Origin of the sequence: Paenibacillus oleatilyticus, from assembly GCF_018998565.1 — a bacterium.
GTDB classification, from domain to species: Bacteria; Bacillota; Bacilli; order Paenibacillales; family NBRC-103111; genus Paenibacillus_G; species Paenibacillus_G oleatilyticus.
The window spans coordinates 13869-36264 of sequence record NZ_JAHNZO010000025.1; the positions used below are offsets into that span (position 1 = coordinate 13869).

The following is a 22396-nucleotide window of genomic DNA, read 5'->3' on the forward strand; positions in this document are numbered from 1 at the left end:
TATGGAACAGCTTGAGCGCTTGATAAACCCAAGTGTAAAAGAGATTCAAATCTCTGGCATTCGGAAAATTTCCAATTTGGTTGCGAATTATAAAGACGCCCTCACGCTGACGATCGGCCAGCCTGATTTTCCGACACCGGATCACATTATGCGCGCAGCTGAGCGGGCCATCGAAGAGCACCGTACGACCTATACGCCGAATGCGGGTCTGCTTGAGCTCCGGCAGGCTGCAGCGGCGTTCATGGAACGCAAATACGGGCTCGGCTATTCCGGGCTGGAGGAAGTGCTCGTAACCGTGGGCGCGAGTCAAGCGCTGGACATTACGCTTCGCACGATTTTGGAACCGGGAAGCGAAGTAATCCTGCCGGGGCCGATCTACCCGGGCTATGAGCCGCTCATTCGCCTGTGCGGCGGCGTGCCGGTTTATGCGGATACCCGCGGCACCGGCTTCAAACTGACGGCGGACGTACTGGAGCCGTATTTGACCGATAAAACGCGGTGTGTCATTTTGGCTTATCCGTCCAATCCGACCGGCCGGGTGATGAGCGCAGAGGAGCTTGCCGATATCGCCCAGCTGCTCGAATCGCGCAAGCTGTTCATCATTTCCGACGAAATCTACAGCGAGTTGATCTATGACGGGCCTCATCGTTCCATTGCCTCCCTGCCTAGGATGCGGGAGCGTACCATCGTCATTAACGGATTGTCGAAATCGCATTCGATGACGGGGTGGCGAATCGGCTTTACGTTTGCCCCGGCTTATTTGACGCAGCACATGGTTAAGGTTCACCAATACAACGTCACCTGTGCGAGCTCGATCAGCCAGTATGCAGCCATCGAAGCGCTGACGGCGGGACTCGACGATGCGCTGCCGATGAGAGCCGAGTATGTGAAACGGCGGGACTTCGTCTATGACCGGCTCGTCGAGATGGGCTTCGAGCTGGCGAAGCCGGAGGGAGCGTTTTATTTGTTCCCTTCGATTGAGCGCTTTGGCTTGTCTTCCATGGATTTTGCCATGAAGCTGCTGGACGAACAGCGGGTGGCCGTTGTGCCGGGAGATGCGTTCTCCGCGCTTGGGGAAGGCTATATCCGTTTATCGTACGCTTATTCGATGGACGTTTTGGAGCGGGCCATGGAGCGGTTGAAGGTGTTCGTAAACAGCCTGTAGGTAAAAATAAAAGCTTCTCATCCCGTTTCTCTGTGACAGAGACGGTGACGAGAAGCTTTTATTTGTTAGTGTTCGCTTTTCCAAGTCAGGAAGCGACTCATCAGGTCGATGGCCAGGTCGATGGCACGTTCGTCCGGCTCCAGCTTCGCATGATGCAGTCCGTAAGGGGTTCCGACGCCAAGCCAGAACATGAATCCGGGAATCGCTTCGAGAAAATAACCGAAATCTTCGCCGGTCATCGCTTCGGTACATTCGATGAGTTGAAGGGGAAGTGAATGATCGATTTCCCGAACCCAGTTCATAAATTGGCCCGTCACATCCGCCTCGTTAAACACCTGCCGGTAATTGGCGCCGTAATCGATCTCGGCCTTGCAGGCGAAAGCCGTCTCCATTCCGGCAACGAGCGCCTCGATCCGGGACTTGACGAGCGACATCGTTTCGGCCGAGAGTGTCCGGATCGTTCCTTCCAGACGGGCCGTCTCGGCGATAATATTTTGCTTCGTGCCGCCGTCGATCTTGCCGATCGTAATGACCGCCGAATCCAGGGGATTCACATTGCGGGAAATGACGGTCTGCAGTTGTCCCACAAGCTGGCACGCGGCAATCACCATATCATTGGCGTTGTGCGGGAAAGCCGCATGTCCCCCCTTACCCGTGAGGGTGATGAACAGCTCGGACGTATTGGCAAACAAGATGCCCGGTTTGGTAGCCACGGTGCCTACCGGATATTCCGGGGCGATATGCAAGGCGAAGATTTCGTCAGGCATCCAGTCCCGAAGTTCTTCGCATTCGAGCATCGGCTTGGCGCCCCCGGGACCTTCTTCCGCGGGCTGAAAAATAAAGGTTAGATTATCGCGAATCGGCTGCTGTGCAAAATGAGTCAGGATACCGAGGCCGATGGACATATGCAGGTCGTGCCCGCAGGCGTGCATAAAGCCGGGATGCTCCGAGCGGAAGTCGTACCCGGTGTCTTCCGTAATCGGGAGCCCGTCGATGTCGGCGCGGTAGCCGAACCGGCGCTTGGGCGCGGTTCCTTTCACATTCACGATAATTCCGGTTCGCCAAGTTCGGACTTCGAGCCGCTCCTGCGGCAAGGTTGCGATGTAATCGAGCAAATACCGCTGGGTCTTATACTCCTGAAACCCGAGCTCCGGGATTTTATGCAAATCTCTGCGGATTTGGACAAAGCGGCTCGGGTTGACGGCTACGGACATGGTGTCAATGCCTCCTTTGGTGAGGGAATGAAGAGAAAGGCCCGGCGTCTGATCGCCGAGCCTTGAATGCGCCGAATTACAGATTGCGCAGATCTTTCAAAATTTCCGTTTTCGACTTCGTTTTGTCGTCTACTTTTTTAATGACGCGGGCAGGGGTACCGGCAACGACGCTGAATTCCGGCACGTCTTCCACGACGACTGCGCCTGCAGCGACGACGGAACCTTGTCCGACGCGCACGCCTTCGAGAATAACGGCGTTAGCTCCGACGAGCACGTCGTCTTCGATCACGACAGGTTGAGCGGAAGGCGGCTCGATCACGCCCGCGAGGACGGCGCCTGCTCCGATGTGGCACATTTTGCCGACTTTCACGCGGCCGCCGAGAATGGCGTTCATATCGATCATCGTGCCTTCGCCGATAGTTACGCCGATGTTGATTACGGCTCCCATCATGATGATTGCGTTATCGCCGATGCCGACCATGTCGCGGATAATCGCGCCCGGTTCGATGCGGGCATTAATATTTTTGAGGTCCAGCAGCGGTACTGCGGAATTGCGGCGGTCATTTTCGACGACATAGTCTTCGATTTTGCCAGCTTCCGCATCCAGCACGCTTTTTACTTCCGCCCAGTCGCCGAACAGCACGCCGCTTTTGCCGGAGATGAACGCTTGAATGTTGTCTCCGAAGGAGATGGATTCCAGGTCGCCTTTAACATATACTTTAACCGGAGTCTTTTTCTTGCTTGTTTTAATGAGATTAATAACGTCTTCCGTATTCATTTCGATCGACATAAACGGGATTCCAGCTCCTTATGTAGTGATACCGTGAACGAAAACGGGCATGATCCGTTGTCCCGAAGATCACGAACTACATCTTTTATAGCATAAAACGCATGCCCTAGCAATCCTTGGCCGGTTAATCGGAGGGCGACCCAGAATGTATTGACATTGGGTGTCGAACATGGCATAATGCTTGTAACTGAATAGCACCTTTAAAATCAGTCCCGTGAGGCTGGCAAGGTGAACGACGAATCGAACGGTCCAAGCGGATGCGCCGACGGCATAGATGCCGGTGAGGTGTGTCTGTTCCGGTGTAACCTGTTCTGTTTCTGTGCGCGCAAACCTTGCCGATACGGCAAGGTTTTTTTATGGTCAAAATCGCGAAAGCTTTGGTGAAGGAGGTTGCCTGACCGATGGAGTCTGCTGAGCATGTGTTAATGGATGAAACTGCGATACGGCGGGCTTTGACTCGTATCGCCCATGAGATTTTGGAGAAAAACAAGGGCTTCGAAAACTGCATGTTAATCGGCATCCGGACACGGGGGATTTACCTTGCAAAGCGGGTGGCCGACCGAATCCGCGAGATCGAGGGCATACCTGCTCCCATCGGCGAAGTGGATGTGACCAAATACCGGGACGACCGAAGCGGCTTGCTGGAAGCGACCGTATCGGGAGCCCGGGAAGATGCGCCGGGAAGCGAGCAGGCAAACGATCGTCTGGAGGTTCACAACAAAAAGCTCATTTTGTTCGATGACGTGCTGTTCACGGGACGCACGGTAAGGGCAGCCATGGATGCCCTGATGGATCTCGGCCGGCCGCAAATGATTCAATTGGCGGTGCTGGTAGACCGGGGGCACAGGGAACTGCCGATTCGTCCGGACTTCGTAGGAAAGAACATTCCGACGTCCCGGCTCGAAAGCATCGAAGTACAGGTGAATGAAGTGGATGGGGTGGATCAAGTCGTCATCACAGGACAGAGGAGGCCAAACGAATGACACAGCTTCAAGTACAGTCGGAAAAACATTTGCTAGGCACCAAAGGACTTAGCGCCGGAGAGCTGAACGCGATCCTCGATCGTGCGGCCCACTGGGAACAGCATCCGGTAAAAGTGACGAACCAGCTGCAAGGGCGCTTTGTCGCCAACATGTTTTTTGAAAACAGCACAAGAACGAGATTCTCCTTCGAGGTTGCGGAAAAAAGGCTTGGAGCGGAAGTACTCAACTTCGCGGCAGCCGTCTCCAGCGTACAGAAGGGCGAATCGATCTACGATACGGTGCGAACGCTCGAATCGATGGGCATCGACGCCGGCGTCATCCGCATGAAGCCCAACGGGCTGCTGGCCGAGCTGGCGCAAAAAATCAAAGTTCCGCTGATCAACGCGGGTGACGGCAACAACGAGCATCCGACGCAGGCGCTGCTCGATCTGTATACGATGCGCAAGCAGTTCGGCGAAATCCGCGGCCTTCATGTGGCGATCGTCGGAGATATCCAGCACAGCCGCGTGGCGCGTTCAAACTTGTGGGCGCTGCAAACGCTGGGAGCCAAAGTAAGCTTCTGCGCGCCGCCGGTCATGCAGGCCGCCGAGCTTGCGGAGCATGCGCCTTACGTCTCGATCGACGAGGCGCTGAAAGCCGACGTGGTCATGATGCTGCGCGTGCAGCTCGAACGGCACGAAGGCTCGCTGTTCGGCTCGGCCGAGGAATATCGCGCCGCGTACGGGTTGACGGCAGAACGCGCCGCCCGCATGGCGCCGCACGCGGTCATCATGCATCCGGCTCCGTTCAACCGGAATGTGGAAATCGACGATGAGCTGGTGGAATGCGAGAAATCGAAAATTTTTACGCAAATGAGCCATGGCGTACCGATCCGGATGGCGGTCATCGAGCGGGCGCTGAGCTAAACCGAATCCTTAACCTACTACGAAGACGAAACGAGCGGAGGTTCCCATGGGAATTTGGATACTGAATGCCAGCCTGACGGCTGGGGGCAATGAATTAAAGAAAAAGCACGTGTTCGCGAATGGCGAACGCATCGAGCAAATCGTCGACGCAGGGGAAGCATTGCCGGATACGGCCGGGCATACGGTTATCGATGCCCAGGGCAAGCTGCTGGCGCCCGGACTTATCGACATGCACGTGCATCTGCGCGAACCGGGCTTCGAATATAAGGAAGATATCGCATCGGGTACCCGCTCGGCGGCGCGTGGCGGTTTCACAACGATTGCCTGCATGCCGAACACGCGGCCAGTCATCGACACAGTGGAAACGGTGCAGTACGTGCTGAACAAGGCTAAGACCGAAGGCATTGTACGCGTCCTGCCTTACGGCTGCATCACGAAAAACGAGCTTGGCCGCGAGCTCACGGACTTCGATGCCTTGAAGGAAGCCGGGGTCATCGGCTACACGGATGACGGCGTCGGCGTGCAAAGCGCACAAATGATGAAGGATGCGATGGCTAAAGCGGCCTCGATCGGCATGCCGGTTATCGCGCACTGCGAGGACAATACGCTGGTCGAAGGCGCTGCTGTAAGCGAAGGCGCATTTGCCCGCAAGCACGGACTCAAAGGGATTCCGAACGAATCCGAAGCGATTCATGTCGGCCGCGACATTTTGCTAGCTGAAGCGACAGGAGTGCACTACCATGTATGCCACGTCAGCACGGAGCAGTCGGTCCGCCTGATCCGGCAAGCGAAGCAGATCGGCATTAAAGTAACCGCCGAAGTGTGCCCGCACCACCTGCTGCTGTCCGACGAAGACATCCCGGGGATGGATGCGAACTGGAAAATGAACCCGCCACTGCGCACTCCACGCGATGTGCAGGCCTGCATCGAGGGCCTTGTCGACGGCACGATCGACATCGTAGTCACCGACCACGCTCCGCACAGCGAGGAAGAGAAAGCGCGCGGCATGCAGCTTGCCCCGTTTGGCATCGTCGGCTTTGAGACGGCCTTCCCGCTCTTATACACGAAGTTCGTCGCTACGGGCCAATGGACGCTGGAGTTTCTGCTCGATAAAATGACCAAGCTGCCGGCGCAAGTATTCGGACTCCCATGGGGAACGATCGAGGTTGGCAAAGCCGCCGATCTGACGCTGATCGACCTCGAAACGGAGAAGGAGGTCAACCCGGCGGAATTCCTCTCCAAGGGACGCAACACGCCGTTCACCGGTTGGAGCCTGAAAGGCTGGCCGACCTTAACCATCGTCGGCGGAAATGTCGTCTGGTCCGAATAGGAAAAGGCGAGTAGACCTCCGCTGCGTGGGGAACCTACAGTTAGGGAAATAAAGGAACCGAGTTCCTTATTTATAGAATTACGGCATTTTTAATGAAAGAACGGCTAGAGTGCGTCGCGCACGCTGCCCGTAGTACCGTAAAGCGTGTCCGGCCGGCCGCGGGGGCGTCAGCCTCCACGCCGTCCGATCCCCCGTCGCAGCTCCTTCAAAGCTACGTACCCCCTTATGCGACAGCTTGAGGGGTCCAGGGGCAGCGCCCTTCGGGTCCCCCTTTGAAAAGGGGGATTAGGGGGATGAATACCACATAAGGAGATGACAGCAGATGCAGGCAAGATTGTTGTTGGAAGACGGTACGCTGTTTACCGGCAAAGCATTCGGAAGCACCGGCGACTCGGTTGGCGAAGTTGTGTTCAATACAGGCATTACAGGATACCAAGAGGTATTGTCCGATCCGTCCTATTGCGGACAAATCGTGACTATGACGTACCCGCTGATCGGAAATTACGGCATCACGCGCGACGATTTCGAATCGATTCGTCCGTTTATTCACGGATTCGTCGTTCGCGAGCACGAAATGGTGCCCAGCAACTGGAGAGCCGAGTACTCGCTGGACAGCCTGCTTAAAGAATACGGCATTATCGGCATCAGCGGCATCGATACCCGGATGCTGACCCGTCGCATCCGTCACCATGGCGTCATGAAAGGCATCCTGACCACCTCCGAGAAGCGTGTGGAAGAGCTGCTGGAGCAGCTTAAAGCATCGCCACTCATGACCGATCAAGTATCCCGCGTATCCACGAAGAGCGTGTTTAGCGCACCGGGAACGAAAGAACGCGTCGTGCTCGTCGATTTCGGCTCCAAGAGCGGCATTTTGCGCGACTTGACCAAGCGCGGCTGCGACGTCGTCGTCGTGCCGCAGGATACGACCGCGGATCAAATCCGCCGTCTGGCGCCGGATGGCATCCTGTTGTCCAACGGCCCCGGGGACCCGAAAGATGTGCCGCATGCGGCGAAAATGATCGCCGAGCTGCTCGGCGAATTCCCGATCTTCGGCATCTGCCTCGGCCATCAATTGTTCGCTCTGGCGAGCGGCGCCGATACGGAAAAGCTGAAGTTCGGCCATCGCGGCGGCAACCACCCGGTAAAAGATTTGGCTACGGGCCGCTGCTACATCACATCGCAAAACCATGGCTACACCGTAAATGAAGAGTCGATCGCCGGCACGGATTTGGAAGTGACTCATATCAACAACAACGACAAGACGATCGAAGGGCTGCGTCACAAAAAGTATCCGGCCTTCTCCGTTCAGTATCACCCGGAGGCAGCGCCGGGACCGTTCGATTCGAGCTACTTGTTCGATGACTTCCTGCAGCTGATCCGCGATCATAAGCAAAACAACCCGCAGCTTCCGCGTCAGGCGCAGATCGCAGCGGCATACAAAGCGGGCAGCACGGCCGTATCCGTATCGAAAGGGGAATTCCACTATGCCGAAAAATAATAACCTCAAAAAAATTCTCGTGATCGGCTCCGGTCCGATCGTCATCGGACAAGCGGCGGAATTCGACTATGCCGGTACGCAAGCTTGCCAGGCTCTGAAAGAAGAAGGCTTCGAGGTCGTTCTGATCAACAGCAATCCGGCAACGATCATGACCGACACGAACATGGCCGACAAAGTATACATCGAGCCGATTACGCTCGACTTCGTGACTCAAATCATCCGCCAAGAGCGTCCGGATGGCTTGCTGCCGACCCTCGGCGGACAGACCGGCCTCAACATGGCGGTTGAGCTTGCGCGTGCCGGCGTGCTGGAGCGTGAAAACGTGAAGCTGCTCGGTACCCAGCTGACGGCAATCGAGAAAGCGGAAGACCGCGATTTGTTCCGCGATCTGATGCGCGAGCTGGAACAGCCGGTGCCGGAAAGCACAATCGTTACGACGGTGCAGGAAGCGCTCGATTTTGCGAATGAAATCGGCTATCCGATTATCGTACGTCCGGCGTACACGCTGGGCGGCACGGGCGGCGGTATCTGCGCCACCGAGGAAGAGCTGCTGGAAACCGTTTCCTCCGGTATCCGTTACAGCCCGATCGGCCAATGTCTGATCGAGAAAAGCATCGCCGGCATGAAGGAAGTTGAGTACGAGGTAATGCGCGACGCGAACGACAACTGTATCGTCGTGTGCAACATGGAAAACTTCGATCCGGTCGGCGTTCATACGGGCGACAGTATCGTTGTGGCGCCGAGCCAGACGCTGTCGGACCGCGAATACCAAATGCTGCGTTCCGCATCGCTCAAAATTATCCGCGCCTTGAACATCGAAGGCGGATGCAACGTACAGTTTGCGCTGGACCCGCACAGCTATCAATATTACGTCATCGAAGTGAATCCGCGGGTTAGCCGCTCGTCGGCGCTCGCTTCCAAGGCAACCGGCTACCCGATTGCCAAGATGGCAGCTAAAATCGCGATCGGCTATACGCTCGACGAAATCGTCAATCCGGTAACGGGTCAGACGTACGCTTGCTTCGAGCCGACGCTGGACTATATCGTATCCAAAATCCCGCGCTGGCCGTTCGATAAATTTACGGCGGCAAACCGCAAGCTCGGCACGCAAATGAAAGCGACCGGCGAAGTCATGGCCATCGGTCGTACGTTCGAAGAATCGATTCACAAAGCGGTACGCTCCCTTGAAATCGGCGTGCACCGCCTGTATTTGAAAGACGCGGAGGCATTGGATCAAGAGACGCTTGAGCAGCGGCTTGTGAAGCCGGACGACGAGCGCATCTTCCTGATCGCCGAAGCGCTCCGCCGCGGATACAGCGTGCAGCAACTGCAGGATTTGACCAAGGTGGACTGGTGGTTCCTGCACAAGCTGGAAGGCTTGATCGCGTTTGAAGCCGAACTGCTTGCGCCGGAGTTGAGCGAAGAGCTGCTCCGCGAAGCGAAGCGCAAAGGCTTTACCGACCGCGCTATTGCCGAGCTGCGCCGTCAAGCCGACAAAGGGCTGAGCTTGACGCAGGAAGCGGACGTTCGCACATACCGGATCGGTCTGGGGCTGAAGCCGGTCTACAAAATGGTCGACACCTGCGCCGCGGAATTCGAAGCGACGACGCCTTACTACTACTCGACTTACGAGACGGAAGACGAAGTGAAGGAAACGGCCAAGCAAAAAGTTGTCGTGCTCGGCTCCGGTCCGATCCGAATCGGTCAAGGGATCGAGTTCGACTACTCGACCGTACATGCGGTATGGGCCATCCAAAAGGCCGGCTATGAAGCGGTCATTATCAACAACAACCCGGAGACGGTATCTACGGATTTCAATACATCGGACAGGCTGTACTTCGAGCCGCTGTTCTTCGAGGACGTCATGAACGTCATCGAGCGTGAGCAGCCGATCGGCGTTATCGTCCAATTCGGCGGACAAACGGCGATCAACCTCGCGGCACCGCTTGCGAAAGCGGGCGTGCGCATCCTCGGCACAGATTTGGAGAACATCGACGCGGCTGAGGACCGCAAAAAGTTCGAAGCGCTGCTCCGTCAGCTTGACATCGCACAACCGCCGGGTGGTACGGTAACCTCGGTGGACGAGGCTGTCGGCATGGCCTCCCGTTTCGGGTATCCGGTGCTTGTCCGCCCGTCGTATGTCCTTGGCGGCCGGGCGATGGAAATCGTCTACTCCGACGAAGAATTGCTGAGCTACATGGAGTACGCAGTCAAAATCAACCCGGAACATCCGGTACTCATCGACCGTTACATGCTTGGTAAAGAAGTCGAAGTCGACGCGATCTGCGACAAAGAAACGGTCCTGATCCCGGGCATCATGGAGCACGTGGAGCGGGCCGGCGTTCACTCGGGCGACTCCATCGCGGTATACCCGCCGCAGACGGTATCCGCCGAGCTGAAGCAAAAAATTATCGACATTACGACCAAAATCGCCAGAGGGCTGCAGGTCGTCGGTCTCGTCAATATCCAGTTCGTCATCTATCAAAACGAAGTGTATGTGATCGAAGTGAATCCGCGCTCCTCGCGTACGGTTCCTTTCCTCAGCAAAGTGACGAAAATTCCGATGGCCAACGTCGCAACCCGCGTCATTATGGGCGAAAAGCTGGCCGATATGGGCTATGAAACCGGCTTGTGGCCGGAGGACGAGTTCGTATCCGTCAAAGTGCCGGTCTTCTCCTTCGCGAAGCTGCGCCGTGTCGATACGACACTCGGGCCGGAAATGAAATCGACGGGCGAGGTCATGGGCCGCGACAAAACGTTTGCCAAGGCGCTCTATAAAGGTCTGATCGGCTCCGGCATGAAGATTCCGCCGACTGGCGCGATCATCGCTACGATTGCCGATAAAGACAAAGCCGAAGCGATTGATATTTTCCGCGGCTTCGAAAGATTGGGCTACCGCATCGTCGCTACGGGCGGAACGGCACAGGCTTTGGAGGACGCCGGTCTCCAGGTGAACCGCGTCAACAAGCTGAGCGAAGGCTCGCCGAACATTCTCGATCTGATCCGCAACGGCGAAGCGCATTTCGTCGTCAACACGCTGACGAAAGGCAAAACGCCGGAACGCGACGGCTTCCGGATTCGCCGCGAGGCGGTGGAGAACGGCGTCGTCTGCATGACATCGCTGGATACGGTTAGCGCGCTGCTGCACGTGTTGGAATCCATCTACTTCCAATCTACGGCCATGCCTGCGAATCACGCATAACAACAATTGCATTAGCACAGCGTTCCGCTCCTTGCGGAAATGCTGTGCTAATCCCTTGATTAGGCCTTCTACGAGCCTCAGATTCACCCGATTTTAAAGAAAAGGGGCGGTAACTTGTGTCTACCAACTTAGCGGCGGCGAAGCGCATCATGGTTGCGCTCGATTATGCCGAGGCGAAGCAGGCGGAGTCGCTCGTCCGGTCGCTGGAAGGCATTCCGTGTTATTTGAAGGTGGGAATGCAGCTGTTTTACAGCGCCGGTCCGGCGTTTGTACAAATGCTCAAAGAAAAGGGCTATAACGTCTTTCTCGATCTCAAAATGCATGATATTCCGAATACGGTCAAAGGTGGAGCAGAGAGCATCACGAAGCTTGGCGTCGACATGTTCAACGTTCATGCGGCCGGCGGCAAGCAGATGATGGAGGCGGCGATGGAAGGCGTGGACAAGGCGCTTCAAGCCGCATCCGGTCCCAAGCCGATCGTCATCGGCGTAACGCAGCTTACCAGCACAAGCCAGGCGGTCATGAACGAAGAAATCGGCATCGCAGGGACGGTAGAGGATGCGGTGATCCGATATGCGCGATTGGCCCAAGCCGCCGGGTTGCAAGGTGTCGTCGCTTCTCCGCTGGAGGTCGTTCGAATCAAAGAGACGTGCGGCAGCGGCTTTGTGACCGTAACGCCGGGCATCCGTCCGGCAGGAGCGGACATTGGCGATCAATCCCGCGTCATGACGCCGGAGCAAGCGTTCGCCCAAGGGACGGACTATATCGTCATTGGTCGTCCGATCACAGCTGCTCCTGACCCGAGAGCGGCGCTGGAAGCGATTATCGCTTCTGTCGAAGGGCTGTAAAAAGCGCATTTTTTTATACTTAAGGAGATGAAATCGAATGACAACCCCATCGATTCGTATAAATCCGGAGCTGGCCGGGCAAATTGCCGCCGATCTGCTGGCGATCGGCGCCGTGGCGCTTCGTCCGCAGCAGCCGTTTACTTGGACATCCGGTCTGAAATCGCCGATCTACTGCGATAACCGGCTGACCATTTCGTTCCCTGAGATCCGCGAACGGATCGCCGAAGGCTTCGTTGCGCTCATCCGCGACAATTTCCCGGATGTCGAAGTCATTGCGGGAGCGGCAACCGGAGGAATTCCTCATGCGGCTTGGGTAGCTCAAAAGCTCGGTCTGCCGATGGTTTACGTGCGTGACAAGGCCAAGGGCCACGGGAAGGAAAACTTGATCGAAGGCTTGATCAAGCCCGGCCAGAAGACGGTGGTCATCGAGGACTTGATCTCGACGGGCGGCAGCTCGCTCAAGGTGGCCTTGGCCGTCAATGAAGCCGGGGCGCAGGCTCTTGGGGTGCTTGGCATCTTCTCGTATCAGTTCGGGAAAGCGAAAGAGGCCTTTGCGGGATCGGGCATTCCTTTCGAGACGCTGACGAATTACTCGATACTGCTCGATGTCGCTCTTCGGAACGGCAGCATCCAAGAGCAGGATTTGCAGGCGCTGAAAGCATGGCGTGAAAATCCGAGCGAATACGGCAAAGTCTAAACAAAATTTATGGCATTCGAATTCTTCCGCTACGGTAAAGGGAAGAGTTTGGATGCTTTTCTTTTTTCACCGGGTGATACAAAATAAGGCTGACCCCTGTCTTATGTATAGCTGCAGCTGAAAGGAGGACATCACATTGGAACATCCGGATTCCGATTATTTCCGTCATATATTTTATAAGCATTACCCGTCGGTGCGCCGAAAATTAATCGCGTTAGTCCGCGACGAGGCAGCCGCCGAGGACTTGGCCCAGGAAGTATTTCTGCGGTTATACCGCAATCCGCCGGACGATCCGCAATTGATCGGCGCTTGGCTTCATCGGGTACTGACCCGGATCGCCTACGACCATATGTCCAAGCGAGCTCGCGAACGGGCGCTTCAGGAGAAGCAGGAGCTCCATCTCCGGGTAACGGAGCAGGAAGGCAAGTCGAACGAGGAGACGGTTTTGGAGCAGTTTGAGCACGAGGAATTGCGCGGTTGGCTGGACCAGCTTTCGGAACGCGACCGGAAAGTATTGCTCCTTCGATTCTCCGGCTACAGTTACGCGGAGATCGCCGAGAAGCTTCAAATTCGCGCACCGCTTGTAGGGACGCTTATCAACCGGGCGACCGCCCGATTGAAACGGCATGCGAAATTGCAAACTCAAGTTGAATAGGAGGACCACGGCATATGACTGAGTCATTTGTAAGGAAAAATTCCGACCCCACGAATGCGGCTTGGGAGAAGCTTCAGCAGCGGCTTGCTTCCGAACCGAAATCGCTTCGTTGGGAGGAGTGGGCAAAGGATGCCGATAAATTAAATCCGTCGTTGGCAGCAGCCGGGGAGACAGAATCGTTACAATCAATCGCTGTTTCCGACGATAGTCGTCCATTGCCTGTTTTGGAACCGGACAGGACAACGGAGACGACTAAAACTTATCCGTTCATTCGTTGGATGAAACGGCGCAGGAAGCGGGTGGCTGCTTCGGCCGCGGTGCTGGTACTGGCCGCTTTCCTGGGCACGCCAATCGGCAACGAAGCGCTGGCTTCCATATTGAATAAATTTCGGATGCAGGAAATGACAGTCGTTCAGGAAAACGATCTGAGGTATTTGCTGAACAGCGCTTTTCCGGAAGGACAAACGAAAGAAAACATCAACAAACTTGGAGCATTCACGAATACATCCGGCAAAATAAGAGGATCTTTTGAAGCCAATGAGCTCTCGCAGATGCTGGGACGCAGCATCGTCTTTCCTCAGGATTACAACGACAAGCAAGATAAGCCTTACGTTAGCCCCTCCAATACGCTAACGTTAAAGTTGAACGTTGACGAAGTAAACCGGGCAATGTCCAGGCTTGGCGCGAAGCAGATGCTGCCTGAATCCGTGGACGGGAAACCGATTACGCTTGAAACGGGCGAAAAAGTTCATCTGAACGTGAAAAACGGCGAACGAAGCTACTCTCTGACCCAGGAGCCGATTACCGTCGTATCAGTCGATCCGTCGATTCCGGTGGCCGAAGCGCTGCAAGCGGTTCTGCAGTTCCCGCTGCTGCCGGAGGATTTGAAGCAGAACTTGCAGAACGTGGACCTGCTTACTACCGGAAACGTGCCGCTGCCTATCATCGCGAATGAGCCTACCGAGAAGGTCAAAGTGGGAAACACGGATGTGCTGCTTATGACGGAATCTACGAAAAATCATAATTATTACAATGCCATGTGGGTGAAGCAAGGTCAACTCTTCAAACTTTATGGCTATGAATATCTCACGGATCGCGAAGCACTGCTTGGCAAAGTGAAGGAGCTGATCGGCTCTTGACCGGGCTAGCCATTACAGCGCATGAGCTGACGAAAGATTACGGCAACGGCCGCGGCTGCCGCAGCATTACGATTACCGTAGGGGAAGGGGAAGCCTTTGGCTTCCTCGGTCCGAACGGAGCTGGCAAGAGCACCTTTGTGAAAATGCTCGTCGGCTTGATCCGGCCGACGCAGGGCCACGGTGCGATTTGCGGCCATCCGATCGGCTCGTTGGAAGCGAGAAGGCATTTCGGCTACTTGCCGGAGTTGTACCGGTACCAGGATTGGCTCAGTGGCGAAGAAGTGCTGCAACTGCATGGCCGGCTATGCGGCGTCGAAGCTTCCGAGGCGAAGCGACGCATTCCGGAGCTGCTCGATCTCGTCGGGCTCGGGCTGCGGGGCAAAGACCGGGTGAAGCTGTATTCCAAAGGAATGCAGCAGCGGCTCGGCTTGGCTTGCGCCTTGGTGAACGACCCGCCTATCGTTTTTTTGGACGAGCCGGCCTCCGCGCTTGATCCATTGGGCCGGAGAGACGTACGAGAATTGCTCCGGCTGATGAAGGCGCAAGGAAAAACCATTTTTCTCAACTCGCACCTGCTGGAGGACGTGGAGCTGCTGTGCGATCGCGTGGCCTTGCTGAATAACGGTCAAATTCTGCAGGTTGGTTCCGTGGCCGACGTGCTGCACGAGACATCCCGCTGGCACCTTCGTGTCGGCGGGTTTGCGCCGTTTTTGCTGGCCTGGCTTCAGGAAGCCTCGGGCCTGACCGTACGTCTTCTTGAGATGGGAGCGGAAGAAGATTCGGTCTGGCTGGAAGCGGAGCTGGAGGATGACGAACAGGTCGGCTGGTTGAACGCGCTTGTTATCGAACAGGGGATGACGCTCTATGAAGTAAAGAAGGCAAAAACGAAGCTGGACGAATGGTTCGTCAGCTCTGTTGCCGGACGGAGCCACAGGGGGGAACGCGAATGATTACCATCATCGGCTCGACTTGGAAGGAGCTGCTGCGCAAACGGGTCATGCTGCTGACGCTGCTGATGACCGTCATTTTCTTGTTCGCCTTCTGGTTTGTTGCCAAAACCATCGGAGCAAGCTTGCATGACGGCACCTATAATCCGTCGGACGTGCAATATATAATTGCCGTTTACGAACGAAGCGCGATGATCTTGTCGCTCGGCTTTTTTTTCGGTTCGTTCGTCATTGCTTTTTTGTCCATTTTTAGCTCGTTCTCCGTGATTGCAGGGGAAGCCGAGCAGGGCGTACTGCAGGCCTTAATGACTCGGCCATTATCCCGTTTATCCTGGTACATGGGTCGATGGATCGGATTTGTCAGTTGGGGAATCGGTTACGCGGCGCTGCTTTTTATATCGATTCTGCTGGTGGCTTGGGCTCATGCAGGTATTCCCGGAGATATCGTGTCGCTGACGCGTTCGTTTGCTTTGTTTATTTTCGTTGTGCCACTGCTTGTGTCTTTATCGATGCTGGGCTCCTCCCATTTCTCTTCCACCGGGAATGGCGTGTTGATGACGATGCTCTACGGGGCGGGATGGCTTGGGGGCATGATTGAAAAAGTGGCAGGCTCGGTCCAAATTGATCAAAATATAGCCATTAAGCCGCTGCTGACCATCGCAGGAATCATGTCTCTTGTCATGCCGGCCGATTCGCTGCAAAGCCGAATGCAAGCAGAGCTATTTGCCGTGAACGAGCTTCAAGGCATCGTGAATCTTAGAAGTCTTTTCGGTTTTGTCGGTGTCGGCCAAGTGCCGTCAAACGCCTTTCTAATGTACAGTGCCGGATATATGCTTGTTATGCTGCTGCTCGGCTTGTGGTCGTTTCGGAGAAAGGACCTATGAATGCTTTTTCGATAAAAAAAAGCCCGTCTGTTCCTCACCGCGATGCGATGAGGGGATAGACGGGTTTTTGCGTTTAAGCCGAGTAGGACCGTGTTCTTACTGAAACGGTCTACTTCTTCAGCAGGGCCCAGCGATAGGCGTACTCGAACAGGAACTCGAACGCTTCGAGGTGCCGCTTCGCTTCGAAGGCATTGGCGCCCCAGGCATAAATGCCGTGCTTGCGCAGCAAAATGCCGGGAATGCGCGGCACGATTGCGCCTTCGACCAATTCGGCGATCCGCGGAATTTCCGCGTAGTTCGGGAGAATCGGAATATCGATGTGCGCTTCCTCTTCCCATATGTTGAATGCTTTGATCAATTCGACCCCGTCCACCGGCACGCTGCCTCGTTCCGCATACAGCTCGGAGACGAGGTTGTTGAACACGGTGTGCACATGAAAAATCGCGCCGCAGCCCGTCAAACGGTAGATCTCGCAGTGAATCAACGTTTCCGCGGACGGCTTCAGACCGGTCGTTTCGATCGGTTGGCCCGACTGATCGACCAGCAAATAGTCGGAAGGCGTATTGACCGATTTGTCCTTGCCGCTCGCCGTAATGGCAAACGCAAACTGCTCGGGAGAAAATTCCCCCGTCCGGATCGACAGATTACCGCTTGTTCCGGGAAACCAGTCGCGTGCGGCAAGCAAAGTTTTAATCTCCCGCAGCTCGGCGAACGCCTGCTGCTTCTCTTCCAAACGAATAGCGCTAAAGCTCACGCACTTTCATCTCCTCTAACCGCTTGATCACGTCGTGAAAATCTTCAAATGGATAGTAATTCAACCCGAGGTCCTGACACAGCTCGATCAGATGGGAGCGGGCGAATACCGTATCGGCCAGCTTGGCCCCGGCAAAATCGGTTACGCTGTCGCCGATCATAATGCGCTCGTACTTCTCCCGCGGGTAGGAGCGAATGATTCTCGTTTTGCACATGCCGCAGTCGTTATCACATTCGGCATCGCATGAATGCGGCCACAAAATGCGAATATGCGTGCCGCTGAAGTCGCTCGCGTTGCAATAAATGTTCTCCTTGGGGATCGCAAATGATGATAGAACGGGATAGACGAAAAAGTCGATTCCGCCGCTTGTCACCAAAAAGAGGATGTCCTCCTTCTTGCAGTAATCCAGCAACTCGCGGAACCCGCTGCGAATCGTCACGTTGCCGATCGCGTAATCGACGACTTCCTGCCGGCGGGAGGTCGGCAGCAGCGCAAACATGCGTCCGACGCCTTCCCGGATCGTAATTTCCTTGGAGATGACTTGATTAACCAAAGTATCCCAGCCCTCAGGCTGAAAATGCTTCATAATCGCTACGATATTGTCGTTCACGGTAATCGTCCCGTCGAAATCGCAAAAAATAACCCGCTGCTTGCTCATTCTTTAATCCCCCACGCGTCAATAGCCGCCTGCAGCTCAGGATGTCCGTCCGCGGCATACACCCGCAGCGGAACGCCCGACTGGCAGCCGTCGATCGCCTGCCGGAAGGCCCGCCCGCCGGCTGCAGCGCCCATAGGATGGCCATGTACTCCGCCTCCCGCATTGACGACCACTTGCCCGCCAAAATCTCGCAAGATGAGCGGCACAAGTCCGGGATGAATGCCGGCCGAAGGAACCGGAAAGCTCGCCGCAAGCGGAACTTGTCTGTTCGCGGACGTTGATGTGCCGTCCCCGCCGTAAATATAATCGGCCGCTTCGGTTGTCAGCAGCGCTTCCTTGATCGCCATGTTCTCTTCCTTCGGCATGACGACGGAACCGTACGGTGAAGGGAACAGCACCAAATCGGCCCCGGCTAGCCGCATGAGCTTGCCAAGCAGTACGTTCGCGGCGATGCCGTGATACGGCGACGGATACAAGGCCCCGGCGAGCGACGGATGAGCCATCAGCGGCACGTTGACGTCAGGGTGCCGGCTCAGCTCGCTGAGCGCGTCGAAGCCGTAAGCCAGCACATTAAACAGCAGCGCGTTGGCTCCGGCGTCGATCGCTTTTTTGGCTTGTTCGACGAGCCCGAAGGTCGGTCCGGTCAAATTGGCCGCGTACAGCAGCTTCTGCCCGGTTTCCCGTTCGGCTTCGGCCGCCGCCTGCATGCACAGCTCGACCCGCTTCTCGATCGGGGTCAGCGGATTCTCAAACAAAATCTCGTCGTCCTTGATCAGATCGACGCCGCCGAGCGCCTGCTGATAAAACTGCTCCCGCAGCGCGGGCAAATCGTGGCCGATCACGGATTTGAAAATGCTCATCAGCAGTGGACGGTCGTGGACGCCAAGCAGCTTGCGCACGCCCCGGGTGCCGAAGCGCGGTCCCGGAAAGGCGGATAGGAACGACTCGGAAAATGCCAGGTCGATCAGCTTGATCCGGCCGTCCATTGACAGCTTTCCGAAAACCGTGACAAGCAGGGCAGGGATATCGCGGCTGAAATTAATATCGGGATAAGCGATACGAATATCCGCATATCTTGCGGAAGCGGGCTCGCCTGCTGACGGTTCGTGTACGTCCACGCTGACGACGCGCCCGAGATGCTTTTCCATTTCCGCCTTGCGCTCTTCCGGCAGCTCGGTCCAGCTTCCGACAGTCAGACCGACAGCGATGCCGGTCGCTTTTTTATGAAAATCGGCTTTCTCGTCATAGCAACGGTAGGTGGCTACGCAATACGCTGAGGATATAGCAAGACTCACAAACGGACACCTTCTTTACTTGGTATGGGAAGCGATGGAAGCGCTGATCGCCGCGCCCATTTCGGCGGAACGTTCCGTGGCACGGCGTATTGCTTTGGAGACCGCATCGGTGAAGCCGCAGTGGTCCATCGTCTCGATGGCCGCCTGCGTAGCGCCGTTCGGAGACGTCACCTTGCGGCGCAGACCGGCCGGCTCTTCTCCGCTCAGCTCGACCATGCGGGCCGCACCCATCACCGTTTGCACGGTCAGACGCTTGGCCTCCTCATACGTTAGCCCCCCGCTCATTCCGCCTTCGATCATGGCTTCCATCATATAATAAATGTAGGCCGGGCCGCAGCCGGATAACCCTACAATCGTTTCCATCAGCGATTCTTCGACGATCGATACGATGCCGACGGAGCGGAACATCTCTTCGCCCAACTGCTGCTGCGCGTCCGAGACGCCGCGGGAAAAGCTGAGCCCGGTTGCTCCAAGCCCGATGGTGCTGGAGGTGTTGGGCATCGTGCGGACGATGGCCCAGCCGGTGCCGCCGAGAATCGCTTCCATCATGTCGATGGAAAGTCCGGCAATCACCGATACGAGCAGCTGCTCTTTGCGAAGCATCGGCTTCAAATCAAGTAAACCTTGAGCGGCGTCGCTCGGCTTAAAGGCCAAGACGACGATATCGGCTGAAGCGATAGCATCGTTTCGCTCGGCAGCTCCCGTGGCGTATCGAATGCCGTACTGATTCTTCAGTTCTTGCAGACGGGTTTCATTCGACCGGTTGACGGCTACAAGCTGTTCCGGCTGCATACCCGCCTCGGAGATGAGCCCCCGGATGATCGCTTCCGCCATGGAGCCGGCGCCGACGAACGTGATGTTTTTGGATAAAATCTGTGACATATTGGCTGCTCCTTTCGAACTTTGCAAGTGTATACGATCTTCTGGGTTAACCGCGAATTTGCCCGTCTCCGACAATGCAGTATTTGCTCGACGTCAGCGCCGGCAAGCCCATAGGACCGCGAGCGTGCAGTTTTTGCGTGCTGATGCCGATTTCGGCGCCGAAGCCGAATTCGAAGCCGTCCGTGAAACGGGTGGAGGCGTTATGATACACCGCTGCGGCATCGACTTCCTGCAGGAAACGCACAGCGTTCGCCTCGTCTTCCGTCACGATGCATTCCGAGTGCATCGTCCCGTGGCGGCGTATATGCTCTAGCGCCTCATCCAGTCCGTTTACGACACGAACGTTCAAAATATAGTCGTTATACTCGGTATCCCAGTCGGCTTCCGTGGCCGCCTTCACCGTCGGTACAAGCCGCTGCGTTTCCTCATCGCCCCGCAGCTCGACCATTTGCTGCACGAATTGCTCGGCGATGCTCGCCAGATGTCGTTCCGCGAAATCGCGATGCACCAGCAGCGTTTCCATCGAGTTGCATACGGAAGGCCGCTGTACTTTCGCGTTGATGGCGATCTTCAGCGCCATATCCGGCTGCGCGCTGGCGTCGATATAAGTATGGCAAATGCCAGCTCCGGTCTCGATCACCGGCACGGTTGCGTTTTTGACGACGTTCTGAATCAAAGAAGCGCCGCCGCGCGGAATAAGCACGTCGAGCAGGCCGTTCAGCTTGAGCATTTCGTCCACCGATGCACGGCCCGGGTCCATGACGAGCTGCAGCGCGTCTGCCGGAACGTCCGTCGATTTCAGCGCCGCATGAAGCACCTCGACGATCCGCTTATTGGAATGGAGTGCCGAGGAGCCGCCGCGCAGTACGACGGCGTTGCCGGTTTTCAGGCAAAGTCCTGCCGCATCCACCGTTACGTTCGGACGAGCTTCGTAGATGATGCCGATAACGCCGAGCGGCACGCGGACCTTGCGGATTTGCAGGCCGTTCGGGCGGTCGAACGCCTCCAGCGTATCGCCGATCGGATCGGGCAACGCGACGACCTGCCGCAATCCGTCGGCCATCGCTTCGATCCGCTGGCGGTTCAGGGCCAGCCGATCGAGCAGTGAGGTGCTGATGCCGCTCTCGCGTCCGCGCTGCAGATCCTCCGCATTCGCGGCGATAATCGATTCGGCCTCCGCTACGAGGGCATCCGCCATGCGCAGCAGCGCGTTGTTCTTTTGCTCTGTACTGAGCAGGCCTAGCTTCGGCGCGGCTTGCTTGGCCAGCTTCGCTTTTTGCACCACTTCGCTCAGGTTTAGAGCTTGATCCGTTGTCATGTTCAACTTCCTCCTTCAGAGCGTCGTTTTAGGTCGTTCTTGCTAGGTTTCGGCAGCATCCTTTGCTTTTGCCGGGGATGCGAGGGTAATCCATTCGTCGCGATGGATGACTTCGATGCGCGATACCTCGATCCGCTTCTGCACTTCCTCCGTACTAAGACCGGCAACGGCCTGAAGCTGCCAAGAGGCATAATTGACGACGCCGCGCCCGATCGTTTCCCCATCCGGGCCGAGCACTTCGATGACATCGCCGGGATGGAACTCCCCGGTCACTTCCTTGACTCCCGCGGGCAGCAAGCTTTTGCCGCCTGCGACGAGCGCGAGCTCGGCGCCTTCGTCTACGTAGACGGCGCCCTGCGGCTGGGAGTGAAACCCGAGCCACTGCTTTTTCATCGGCAAATTATGCTCTGCCGTATCGAAATAAGTGCCTTTCCCGGTTCCTTCCACGGCCAGCATCAGATCGCCGGGCTCCGCAACGCGCCCGACGAACACCGGCACACCGCCGCGCATGGCGATTCGTGCGGCTTCGATTTTGGAGCGCATGCCGCCGGTGCCAACACTGGAACCGGAACCGCCGGCAATCCGGTAAATGCTTTCGTCGATTTCCAGCACGCGGTCGATCCGTTTGGCGTCGGCGTTTTTGCGCGGGTCTTCGGTGTACAATCCGTCCGTATCGGTGAGAATGACCAGCCTTTGCGCCCGGACCAGATTGGCTACGAGGGCGGAAAGCGTGTCATTGTCGCCGAATTTCAGCTCGTCGACCGAGACCGTATCGTTTTCGTTAATGATCGGCAGCATTCCGCGGCGCAGCAGCTCTTCAATCGTCATCTGCGCGTTGTGGATTCGCTTGCGGTTGGAGAAGTCGGAGCGGGTAAGCAGAATTTGACCTACGCCTACGCCATGCCCCGAGAATGCGGCCTGATATGCTTGCATCAGCAGCGCCTGCCCGACGGAAGCGGAGGCCTGCTTCTCGTGCAGCAGCTTGGGACGTGCCGTGTAGCCCAGCTCCCGAAAGCCGGCTGCCACGGCACCCGAGGTCACGAGGAGTACGGGAAAGCCTTGGGCGCGAAGCGCCGCCAGCTCATCTGCAAAAAATGCGATTTTTGCCCGATTCAATCCGCCTTCGTCGGACGTTAGCGAGCTGCTGCCGATTTTCACTACGATCGTTTGCTGCATAGGAATCACTCTTTCCATGACTGATCTGGCTGTCGCCCGGGGCAGGGGCGGAAAAC

Annotated in this window: 20 protein-coding genes; 12 read left to right on the top strand and 8 right to left on the bottom strand. The window is 56.5% G+C overall.

The window, feature by feature from the left end; genetic code table 11:
• Nucleotide 1: 1 nt before the first annotated feature.
• On the top strand, nt 2-1165 hold the full coding sequence (locus KQX66_RS26290) for an aminotransferase A (protein WP_216795753.1): 1164 nt from the start codon (nt 2-4) through the stop codon (nt 1163-1165).
• Between the two features lie 65 nt (nt 1166-1230).
• Here the strand turns inward: KQX66_RS26290 and KQX66_RS26295 are convergent, their stop codons facing one another.
• Together KQX66_RS26295 and dapD are read right to left on the bottom strand one after the other, a co-directional pair.
• Nucleotides 1231-2379 carry an N-acetyldiaminopimelate deacetylase gene (locus KQX66_RS26295; RefSeq protein ID WP_216795754.1) on the bottom strand — a complete coding sequence of 383 codons (1149 nt, stop codon included), beginning with the start codon at nt 2377-2379 and terminating at the stop codon, nt 1231-1233.
• 76 nt (nt 2380-2455) lie between these two features.
• Complete coding sequence (gene dapD, locus KQX66_RS26300) at nt 2456-3169, bottom strand: 2,3,4,5-tetrahydropyridine-2,6-dicarboxylate N-acetyltransferase (protein WP_025853391.1); 714 nt, start codon at nt 3167-3169, stop codon at nt 2456-2458.
• A 401-nt stretch (nt 3170-3570) separates the two neighbouring features.
• Between dapD and pyrR the strand changes: the two genes are divergently transcribed.
• The 11 genes from pyrR (at nt 3571) to KQX66_RS26355 (ending at nt 16257) form a co-directional block, all read left to right on the top strand.
• The gene (gene pyrR / locus KQX66_RS26305) at nt 3571-4152 is read left to right on the top strand and encodes a bifunctional pyr operon transcriptional regulator/uracil phosphoribosyltransferase PyrR (protein ID WP_063184227.1); all 582 of its coding nucleotides are present in this window, start codon (nt 3571-3573) and stop codon (nt 4150-4152) included.
• Entirely contained in the window at nt 4149-5057 is a 909-nt protein-coding gene (locus KQX66_RS26310) for an aspartate carbamoyltransferase catalytic subunit (RefSeq protein ID WP_216795755.1), read from the top strand. Before pyrR ends, KQX66_RS26310 begins: the two co-directional genes overlap by 4 nt.
• 46 nt (nt 5058-5103) lie before the next feature.
• Nucleotides 5104-6387 carry a dihydroorotase gene (gene pyrC / locus KQX66_RS26315; protein WP_216795756.1) on the top strand — a complete coding sequence of 428 codons (1284 nt, stop codon included), beginning with the start codon at nt 5104-5106 and terminating at the stop codon, nt 6385-6387.
• A gap of 322 nt (nt 6388-6709) precedes the next feature.
• On the top strand, nt 6710-7885 hold the full coding sequence (carA, locus tag KQX66_RS26320) for a glutamine-hydrolyzing carbamoyl-phosphate synthase small subunit (RefSeq protein WP_216795757.1): 1176 nt from the start codon (nt 6710-6712) through the stop codon (nt 7883-7885).
• Nucleotides 7872-11087, top strand: a complete 3216-nt coding sequence (carB, locus tag KQX66_RS26325) for a carbamoyl-phosphate synthase large subunit (RefSeq protein WP_216795763.1) — start codon at nt 7872-7874, stop codon at nt 11085-11087. The genes carA and carB overlap by 14 nt, the downstream gene beginning before the upstream one ends.
• Nucleotides 11088-11203: 116 nt before the next feature.
• Nucleotides 11204-11935 carry an orotidine-5'-phosphate decarboxylase gene (pyrF, locus tag KQX66_RS26330; RefSeq protein ID WP_308647278.1) on the top strand — a complete coding sequence of 244 codons (732 nt, stop codon included), beginning with the start codon at nt 11204-11206 and terminating at the stop codon, nt 11933-11935.
• A 37-nt stretch (nt 11936-11972) separates the two neighbouring features.
• Nucleotides 11973-12632, top strand: a complete 660-nt coding sequence (pyrE, locus tag KQX66_RS26335) for an orotate phosphoribosyltransferase (RefSeq protein ID WP_284439849.1) — start codon at nt 11973-11975, stop codon at nt 12630-12632.
• A gap of 136 nt (nt 12633-12768) precedes the next feature.
• A complete protein-coding gene (locus KQX66_RS26340) occupies nt 12769-13287 on the top strand; it encodes a sigma-70 family RNA polymerase sigma factor (protein ID WP_216795765.1) in 519 nt (172 codons plus the stop codon).
• A 14-nt stretch (nt 13288-13301) separates the two neighbouring features.
• Entirely contained in the window at nt 13302-14426 is a 1125-nt protein-coding gene (locus tag KQX66_RS26345) for a hypothetical protein (protein ID WP_216795766.1), read from the top strand.
• The gene (locus KQX66_RS26350; RefSeq protein WP_216795768.1) at nt 14423-15376 is read left to right on the top strand and encodes an ABC transporter ATP-binding protein; all 954 of its coding nucleotides are present in this window, start codon (nt 14423-14425) and stop codon (nt 15374-15376) included. The genes KQX66_RS26345 and KQX66_RS26350 overlap by 4 nt, the downstream gene beginning before the upstream one ends.
• Complete coding sequence (locus KQX66_RS26355) at nt 15373-16257, top strand: ABC transporter permease (protein ID WP_216795770.1); 885 nt, start codon at nt 15373-15375, stop codon at nt 16255-16257. Before KQX66_RS26350 ends, KQX66_RS26355 begins: the two co-directional genes overlap by 4 nt.
• 109 nt (nt 16258-16366) lie before the next feature.
• On the opposite strand, the gene mtnB is transcribed toward KQX66_RS26355, so the two are convergent.
• From mtnB to proB, 6 genes are all read right to left on the bottom strand, one after another.
• A complete protein-coding gene (gene mtnB, locus KQX66_RS26360; RefSeq protein ID WP_216795772.1) occupies nt 16367-17011 on the bottom strand; it encodes a methylthioribulose 1-phosphate dehydratase in 645 nt (214 codons plus the stop codon).
• The gene (locus KQX66_RS26365; RefSeq protein ID WP_216795774.1) at nt 17001-17669 is read right to left on the bottom strand and encodes a 2-hydroxy-3-keto-5-methylthiopentenyl-1-phosphate phosphatase; all 669 of its coding nucleotides are present in this window, start codon (nt 17667-17669) and stop codon (nt 17001-17003) included. The genes mtnB and KQX66_RS26365 overlap by 11 nt, the downstream gene beginning before the upstream one ends.
• Nucleotides 17666-18964 (bottom strand): 2,3-diketo-5-methylthiopentyl-1-phosphate enolase, encoded by a 1299-nt coding sequence (locus KQX66_RS26370; RefSeq protein WP_216795776.1) that lies wholly within the window; start codon nt 18962-18964, stop codon nt 17666-17668. The genes KQX66_RS26365 and KQX66_RS26370 overlap by 4 nt, the downstream gene beginning before the upstream one ends.
• A 15-nt stretch (nt 18965-18979) precedes the next feature.
• Nucleotides 18980-19846: a pyrroline-5-carboxylate reductase gene (gene proC / locus KQX66_RS26375; protein ID WP_216795778.1), complete on the bottom strand. Its 867-nt coding sequence runs from the start codon at nt 19844-19846 to the stop codon at nt 18980-18982.
• A gap of 46 nt (nt 19847-19892) precedes the next feature.
• Nucleotides 19893-21140: a glutamate-5-semialdehyde dehydrogenase gene (locus KQX66_RS26380; RefSeq protein ID WP_216795935.1), complete on the bottom strand. Its 1248-nt coding sequence runs from the start codon at nt 21138-21140 to the stop codon at nt 19893-19895.
• A gap of 66 nt (nt 21141-21206) precedes the next feature.
• The gene (gene proB / locus KQX66_RS26385) at nt 21207-22340 is read right to left on the bottom strand and encodes a glutamate 5-kinase (protein ID WP_216795779.1); all 1134 of its coding nucleotides are present in this window, start codon (nt 22338-22340) and stop codon (nt 21207-21209) included.
• Between the last annotated feature and the right edge of the window lie 56 nt (nt 22341-22396).